At 40.6% G+C, this 8,179-nt stretch carries 9 protein-coding genes; 4 read left to right on the top strand and 5 right to left on the bottom strand.

What is annotated here, in order from left to right; genetic code table 11:
• Positions 1-219 precede the first annotated feature (219 nt).
• The gene (locus B4K20_RS13465) at positions 220-1,101 is read left to right on the top strand and encodes a quinoprotein dehydrogenase-associated putative ABC transporter substrate-binding protein (protein ID WP_289283262.1); all 882 of its coding nucleotides are present in this window, start codon (positions 220-222) and stop codon (positions 1,099-1,101) included.
• A gap of 26 nt (positions 1,102-1,127) precedes the next feature.
• On the opposite strand, the gene B4K20_RS13470 is transcribed toward B4K20_RS13465, so the two are convergent.
• Positions 1,128-1,604 carry a DUF302 domain-containing protein gene (locus tag B4K20_RS13470; protein ID WP_289283263.1) on the bottom strand — a complete coding sequence of 159 codons (477 nt, stop codon included), beginning with the start codon at positions 1,602-1,604 and terminating at the stop codon, positions 1,128-1,130.
• Positions 1,605-1,682: 78 nt separating this feature from the next.
• Here B4K20_RS13470 and B4K20_RS13475 point away from each other — a divergent pair, with 78 nt between their 5' ends.
• Genes B4K20_RS13475 through B4K20_RS13485 form a run of 3 tightly spaced genes read left to right on the top strand, consistent with a single transcriptional unit; the run spans position 1,683 to position 5,260 of the window.
• Positions 1,683-2,363: a hypothetical protein gene (locus B4K20_RS13475; protein ID WP_289283264.1), complete on the top strand. Its 681-nt coding sequence runs from the start codon at positions 1,683-1,685 to the stop codon at positions 2,361-2,363.
• A 27-nt stretch (positions 2,364-2,390) separates the two neighbouring features.
• The gene (locus B4K20_RS13480; protein WP_289283265.1) at positions 2,391-3,887 is read left to right on the top strand and encodes an ATP-binding protein; all 1,497 of its coding nucleotides are present in this window, start codon (positions 2,391-2,393) and stop codon (positions 3,885-3,887) included.
• Positions 3,887-5,260 carry a sigma-54-dependent transcriptional regulator gene (locus B4K20_RS13485; protein ID WP_289283266.1) on the top strand — a complete coding sequence of 458 codons (1,374 nt, stop codon included), beginning with the start codon at positions 3,887-3,889 and terminating at the stop codon, positions 5,258-5,260. Before B4K20_RS13480 ends, B4K20_RS13485 begins: the two co-directional genes overlap by 1 nt.
• Position 5,261: 1 nt before the next feature.
• Here the strand turns inward: B4K20_RS13485 and B4K20_RS13490 are convergent, their stop codons facing one another.
• The 4 genes from B4K20_RS13490 to B4K20_RS13505 all read right to left on the bottom strand — a co-directional run.
• Positions 5,262-5,669 carry a ClpXP protease specificity-enhancing factor gene (locus B4K20_RS13490; RefSeq protein ID WP_286305703.1) on the bottom strand — a complete coding sequence of 136 codons (408 nt, stop codon included), beginning with the start codon at positions 5,667-5,669 and terminating at the stop codon, positions 5,262-5,264.
• A 5-nt stretch (positions 5,670-5,674) separates the two neighbouring features.
• Positions 5,675-6,292: a glutathione S-transferase N-terminal domain-containing protein gene (locus B4K20_RS13495; RefSeq protein ID WP_289283267.1), complete on the bottom strand. Its 618-nt coding sequence runs from the start codon at positions 6,290-6,292 to the stop codon at positions 5,675-5,677.
• Positions 6,293-6,335: 43 nt separating this feature from the next.
• Entirely contained in the window at positions 6,336-7,037 is a 702-nt protein-coding gene (locus B4K20_RS13500; protein ID WP_289283268.1) for a cytochrome c1, read from the bottom strand.
• On the bottom strand, positions 7,034-8,179 hold a 1,146-nt coding region (locus B4K20_RS13505), incomplete at its 5' end, for a cytochrome b (protein WP_289283269.1). The genes B4K20_RS13500 and B4K20_RS13505, both read right to left, overlap by 4 nt.

Raw genomic sequence — 8,179 nt, forward strand, 5'->3', positions numbered from 1 at the left:
GTCTTGGCGCAGTCGGTGCATACAAATCACTGTCTAGCTGGACTAACCTGGGTGGTGTTCTGAGTGTATTCAGCCTGTAAGACCCAGATGATATAGATTACGCTGTAATCTTAATCTGAATAGAAGGCCCGGCATCTTTTGATGTCGGGTCTTTTTTTTGAAACAAATATGTTAGCTTTATGGTCGAAAGTTTTTCATAATCAAAAAAAGGAAGAGAGAATGACCAAAATAAAGTATTGGGCACTAGTTATTATGGGAGTCCTACTGGGTTCAACATCCTCATATGCAGCAGGTGACTTGAAGCCCCTACCTGGACAAAAAGCCGTTCGCGTCTGTGCCGATGGCTATAACCTACCTTACTCAAATAGAGAAGGGGAAGGTTTTGACAATAAGATTGCTGAGCTACTAGGTAAAGAATTAGGATTACCTGTTGAGTATTACTTTTTCCCGCAACGAATTGGCTTTTCACGAAATACAATTAAAAAAGTTGATCCAGAGACAGGATTGTTTTTGTGTGATTTAGCGATGAGTATTCCAGAGCATACTGACTTTCTAAAACCAACTAAACCATATTGGAGCTCAATTGAAGCGATGGTTTATCGTAAAGGCGAAGGGTATGAACTGAATCAATTAAAAGATATTGCTACAGCCAAAAAAGATGGTAAACCACTGCGCATTGGTATTTTTGATCGTGGCGTAGCAACAAAAGCGCTGTTGGATCTTGGTTTGACTGACCAAATTCAATATTTCCAAATGATGCCAGGCGATGCCCGTGTTAATGCAGGTCGGATCATTAATGAAGAACTGGCAAAAGATACAATTGATGTGGCATTACTATGGGGCCCGATTGCAGGTTATTACGCTAACGAATCAGATGTTCCGATGACAGTACAGCCTTTGAATGAATTAGGTGAGGCCTTTATTTTTAGTTTTAGTATGGGAACACGCTATCAGGATAAAAAATGGAATGCACTTCTGAACGAGTTTCTAGCAAAAAATAAAGATGAGATTGATGCAATAATGGCTCAATATCATTTGCCTTCACTGGAAAATGTGAATCCATATCCTAAAAAACGTGTTCGCAAAGATGATGACGATTAGGATGAAGTAAACCGGTATCGGGGTGACTATTCAATAGTTGCCCCGATAATTGTTTTCAGATTGAGATTAATTTTTTTTGCAAATTCGCTTTGCTTTGTATCGGCGATATCTTCATCCATTAATTTTGTGCTAACCACCACGCCATCTGAACCAGACTGACGTACACTAATAAAACAGGGCATCTCGTTGATGAGCTGTGGATTAATTTGCATCATTTCTTTGGCATAGGTGATGTTACAAAAGTTGGTGATAGTCGCTAGAGGAAAATCATCATCTCCCCGATCCCGGACGGCTTGTCCAATATGACTACGATGGATAATGCGATAGTTTTGCTCAGAAATAGCAATATCAAGATTTAACAGGGTGTCTTCAAATGAATAAGGGCTAGTGCGTTCATATATCTGAGCCGCAGGCTGAAATTGACTGCACGAAATAAGGAAATATAGTGTCAAAACTAACAATATTGCTTTCATGGAGCGCGTAATTAAACGATCATGTTTCATAAGGTTATCGCTAATTTATAATGAATAGCCATAAAGAATAACACTATAAAATTGAAGTAAAAAAGAGAGAGGTTCGAAGTGAAAAAAATACTAATGCTATGTGTGACAGGCTGGCTTCTTGTTCTATTCAGTTCTGCATATGCTGAGCCGGGGTTTTCTGAAGTCAATAATGAGTTGTTTGATAAAGCACACTTGAAAAATATTACTCAGCCAGGTGAATTAACATACCAATATAAAAAAGAGAGTTTTGTTGAAGACTCACGACAAGACACTATAAAAATGCAGGTGTCTAATATTCGTAATACTGGTCGTCGTGATCTCGCGTTTGATTTTTTTACCGGCAAATTTAAACGTCCATACGAACCTATGGAAAATCAGCGTGGCAATGGTGTGTTTGTCTTATTCTTAGAGTTTGATGTACACGATATGAAGCGCCTGACAGGCGGTGAATGGCGCTATTTTCAGCGTAAAATTCGCTGGGCAATGGCGGCAGGCGCAGAAAAAAAACAGGTTGATATTGATTACAACGGTAAAAAAGTGAAGGGCACGCAGTATATCATTCAACCGTATATCAACGATCCTAAAAATGCACGTTATAAGCTATATGCGAGCAAATATTATATATTTACTCTATCAGAAGAAATTCCTGGTGAAATTTATCAGGTTAGGACCATTGTGCCCGATGGCGACACTTGGCATGAAGGTGAAGCGGCTTTGGTTGATGAAAGTATTACTTTTGAAAGTTATGAGCCAGCCTAAGTTATTATTTATCTGACAGGAACATGATTGAACGGGCTAACAACAGCCCGTTTTTTTTATATGAAACTACTATCTCGTTTTCGGAGTATTCAAGGCTCATTATTATTACATGAGCTTAGCTTCTTCATTATTATTCTGGTGACTGCCTGTGTTGGTATTGTCTGGGCGTTTGCATGGCAGCAAAGTTCGGAGGAATCTTTACGGCTAACCTCGATGAATAATCATATGCAAAATATCCGGGGTGAGTTATATCGACAATTAAAAGAAGTCTTTGATGCAAACTTTTTAGATGATGAGTCTGCTCCTGAGGAATATGAAGACTATACCAACAGAATCAATGGATTCATTCAGGAACTCAAACAGGAAGCAATTGAAGGGAGAGAATTACACGCAGTTATCGATATTGAGGTTGCTTATCAGCGATTTCACGGTGAGACATCTCTATTACTAACGGCAGATAATCCTTCTGAGCAGCAAAAAGAGTTACTTAACCTACAATTGGAAAAATACACCTTTAAAGAGCTTGAGGATGCTTTTGGCCAGTTTGAAAGCTTACTTAATAGTAAGCAGTACGCATTGGCTGATGATCGGCAGAAATGGATGTCACAGTTAATGTTATTGGTTCCTATCCCTGTCTTACTGGCATTCACTTTATTGTTACTGTCACGACAGTTTGTTAATAATAATGTACTTAAACCTCTCGCCAGAGTTATGCATGGCGCGCGGCGTTTTAGTAAAGGTGATCTCAAGCATGAAATAATGCGTGGTGGCGTGGAGGAATTAGTTCGTCTCTCTGATGCGATAAATTCTATGGCGAATGATTTGGCCATCAATCGTGATCGGCTCATTGATGCAAAAAAACAAGCTGCTTTGGGTGAGCTGGTTCCTATTGTTGCCCACAATATCAGGAACCCATTAGCAGGAATACGCGCTGCATCACAAGTTACGCTTGATGAGAATACGGAACCAGAAATTCAGGAAGCACTAAAAGATATCATTATCGCTGTTGACCGTCTTGAACGCTGGGTGACCTCCTTATTAACCTATTTGCACCCTATCAAAGCCCATTTTATTTACCATTCATTGACGGCTGCCGCAGATAATGCACTCCTAATGATGGATTTGCAGCTTAAAGACAAAGATATACAAATCAGACGTGAAGGCTGGGATACTGGCTCTACTGAACTGATGATTGACATTAATTTGATGGAGCAAGCTATATTTAACCTCCTACAGAATGGGATTGAAGCATCAGCTGTTTCATCAGAAATAGTACTGGTATACAAAGAAGACATTGATCACATTGAACTCAGCATTCGTGACAAAGGGAAAGGAATTAACTTTGATCCAATAGAAGAGAATGTGATTGGTAGAGATGAAACCAAGCGACTCAGTTTTGGTTTAGGCATCCCTTTTACTTTAAAAGTCATAAAGCAGCACCAAGGAGAGCTAATTTATAACGCTAACGAGGAAAAAGGCACTTCGGTCACAATTAAACTCCCCAAATTAATTAAGGTTACTTGATGTTGAATGTTTTACTAGTCGAAGATGAAACATTGTTTGCAAAATCTGTTTTGAAGCGGCTTCAAAGAGAAGGTCATACCGCAACAGTGATGGAAACGATCACTGATGCCAATGTGTATTTAGAAAAATCATTACCGGATGTCATCTTGCTCGATGTTCGTTTACCGGATGCTAGTGGACTCGATTTTTTACAAAGTCTGAGAGCACATCAATCATGGCATGCCATTCCTGTCATTATGATGACAGCCTACGGTGAGTTAGAAGATGCCGTTCAAGCCATGAAACTGGGGGCAACAGACTATCTGAAAAAGCCAGTCGACTTAGATGAGCTCGTACTGACCTTAAATAAGGTGATGCAAACACAAAAGCTGAGCCAGCAACTTGACTATTCCCATGTGCGAGAGGCACATGGTAGCGAGCCTGTGGTGATGATCGGTCACAGTAGTGCCATGCATTCAATTAAGCAGCAAATGGAACGCATAATCCAGTTAGTTGATCGTGCAGAAACTGAGTTTCCCATTATTTTGATCAATGGTGAGACAGGTACAGGTAAAGATGTGCTCGCGCGCTACTACCATCAATCGGGTAAATGGCGTGACAAGCCTTTTGTGCACGTTGATTGTGCTGCATTACCAAAAGAATTAATAGAAGCTGAGCTTTTTGGCTATGAGCGAGGGGCATTTACAAATGCACACCAAGCTAAAGCAGGACTCATTGAAGTTGCTGAAGCTGGCACTGTTTTCTTGGATGAGATAGGCGAACTGCCAATTGAATTGCAATCGAAATTACTGAATGTCTTAGAGCGGCGTCAGGTGAGACGTATTGGTGCTACACAGGAAAGACCCGTCTCTGCACATTTTATTGCAGCCACAAACCGTGATCTTCCTCAAATGGTAGCTGATGGTGAGTTTCGCTCAGATCTGTACTTTCGTCTAAACGTCATACAGTTACAGATGCCTCCACTCAGAGAGAGAAAAATGGATATTGCACCACTCGCGGCGCATTTTGTCGCCATAGTGGCAAGACGATATGGACTTGATTTACCCGTTTTTACTGAGACCGCGGTAAATGCATTGGAAGATTACCACTGGCCTGGCAATATTCGCGAGTTACAGCACGTGGTTGAACGTGCCGTCATGATGTCTACAGATGGTTTAATAGATATACCCCAGTTAATAATGCAGACAACCGTCACGAAATCACTTCAACAAGATCCTGTTGAAGTACTTGGACATATGACCTTGGAACAAGTAGAAAAATATTTATTAGAAAAAGCGCTGGAACGCACTGCTGGAAACGTTTCACGTGCTGCTCGTGAGCTTGGCTTAACCAGAATGGCGATGCGTTATCGTATGGAAAAATATCAGCTATAAACTATTTGACGACTTTCAGGCTTGGACGGCTTGCTGGTTTTTTAGCTGTTTTTTCCACTGTTTCATCTGGCTCAGGTGAATGTGGTGGTGGAGGCGGATTATCCTCTTCTGGAAAAAACATACCTTCATTATTTTCTTTGCTATAAATTGCCTGAACAGCAATCACGGGGATAAAAATATCCATCGGCTTTCCTGCAAATCTTGCTGAAAAGCTGAGCCAGTCATTGTTGATATGAAGATCTCTAACCGCATCAGGTGCAATATTGAGCACGATACGTCCATCACGTACAAAATCAGTGGGTACTTGAACACCATCATACTCTGTATTGACCAATACATATGGTGTGCTGGCATTATCGAGTAACCACTCATGTATAGCTCGAATAAGATATGGCTTTTGTGAAGTCATAAGATTTATCGCATGGCCTTTTCTGCTGGCGTTAAACTCAGTTGAAAACTCTCTCTACGGAAAATTTTCTGTGCATATTTTTCTACTGCAGCGGCGCTGGCAGGCAGCTTTATTTTTAAAGCTGGAAGTCGCCATAACAATGGCGCAAGCGTGCAATCCAATATAGAAAATTCATCACCCATAAAAAATGCTGAGTCTTCAAATAAGGGCGCAAGTACCGTCAAGTCTTCTTGAATCGTTTTACGGGCTTTGCTGACATTCCCTTTTTCACGTCCTGAGATGACATTCCAGTGTGAGTACCAATCTCTATCAACTCTATAGAGCATTAGACGTGTCTTTGCCCTGGCGACTGGGTCAACAGGCATCAATGGTGGATGAGGAAAGCGTTCGTCTAAATATTCAGCAATGACACTGGCATTGAATAGCACTAAGTCACGATCAAATAATGTTGGACCAATACCATAAGGATTAGCAATGGCAACCTCTTCGGGCCAATTACCTTCGGTTAAAGACTCAATATTGGCATCAATCTCTTTTTCATGAAGAATGATACGGATCTGATGACTAAAAGGACAGATAGGATCAGAGAAAACCGTCATCTTAGAACGGCGAGTACTATTCATTTTTTATCTGATCCTATCATCTGTTATTTTCATCAATGGTGACTTAGTGAACATCTTTCCAGAAAGCTTTTTTCAATGGATATGCAATCAGTAAAAATAATACCAGATACAGCAGAACCCATTTGGCAAGTGCCATTCTCTGAAGTTTTGATGGCTCACCAATATATTCAAGAAAGTTAACTAAATCATAAACTAACTGATTATATTCATGTGTAGAAAGTGGTGCATTTTCAGGTGAGATTAATTCGCCTGTTTTCTCGTCTTTGGTCTGATAACCCTGTTGTTCCCATAGAACATGCGGCATACCAACATCTTTAAATGCCAGGTTATTCGTACCAACGGGACGAGAAGAATCAAGATAAAATGTTCTCAGATAAGTATATAACCAGTCTGTTCCTCTGGAACGCGCGATCACAGATAAATCTGGTGGTGTTACACCAAACCATTTTTTTGCATCTTCTGGGCGCATAGCAACCGTCATGGTGTCACCCACCTTATCAGATGCGAACATCAGATTATCTTTGACCTGATCATCAGTTAACCCCAAATCTTTTGCCATACGGTTATACCGCATATAGGCAGCCTGATGACAACTCAAACAATAGTTAACGAAGGTTTTTGCCCCCCGTTGAAGAGAAGCTTGATCAGTAATATCAACTTCAACTTTATCAACGTGAGTGGCTTCTGCTGCTAGCACCTGAAATGAGGCGAGCGAAATTAATAATGTCAGTATTAATGATTTCATTTGAATGTCACCCTTTCTGGCACAGGTTTATCTTTGTCAAATTTCGTATAAAACGGCATAAAGATGAAGAAGGCAAAATAGACGACTGACGAAATTTGAGCTATCAATGTGTACAGCTCTGTGGCAGGTTGTGTGCCTAAAAAGCCGAGAACAAAGAAGCTGATAATAAACAAGGTAAGAGCGATCTTAAAGTAAGGGCCACGGTAACGAATGGATCTAACTGGACTTCTATCTAACCAAGGTAATAGGAATAAAAATACGATAGATAAGCCCATTGCTACCACACCAGGAAATGCAGAAGCATTGATACTTGGTACAGCCCTCAAAATGGCATAAAACGGAGTGAAATACCAAACAGGTGCAATATGTTCTGGAGTTTTTAATGGATCTGCAGGGATGAAGTTAGCGTGCTCCAGAAACCAGCCACCCATCTCTGGCATGTAGAACAATACCAGTGAGAATATGATGAGGAAGACGATAACACCCACGATATCTTTCACCGTGTAGTAGGGGTGGAAAGGAATACCGTCTAAAGGCTTACCTTCTTTGTTTTTTAGTTTCTTGATTTCAACGCCATCAGGATTGTTAGAGCCAACTTCATGCAAAGCAATGATGTGTGCGACAACAAGCCCAAGCAAGACAATAGGCAAAGCAATGACATGGAAGGCAAAGAAACGATTCAGCGTGGCATCTGCAACAACAAAGTCACCTCGAATCCATAATGCCAGTTGCTCACCTATAAAAGGAATGGCGCCGAATAGCGAAATAATAACTTGAGCACCCCAATAAGACATTTGTCCCCAAGGTAGCAGATAACCCATGAATGCTTCCGCCATCAGTACAAGGTATATCAACATCCCGAATAACCATACGAGTTCACGTGGTTGCTTATAGGAACCGTAGATTAAGCCTCGAAACATATGAAGATAAACAACAACAAAAAATGCTGAAGCACCAGTGGAATGCATATACCGTATCAGCCAACCCCATTGAACATCGCGCATGATGTATTCAACAGAAGCAAACGCTAAGGCTGCGTCAGGTTTGTAATTCATGGTTAGAAATATACCGGTGACAATCTGTATGACTAAAACCAGTAAAGCTAATGAACCAAAGAAGTACCAAAAATTAAAATTCTTTGG

It is taken from the genome of Methylophaga sp. UBA5088 (assembly GCF_002414625.1).
Lineage (GTDB): Bacteria > Pseudomonadota > Gammaproteobacteria > Nitrosococcales > Methylophagaceae > Methylophaga > Methylophaga marina.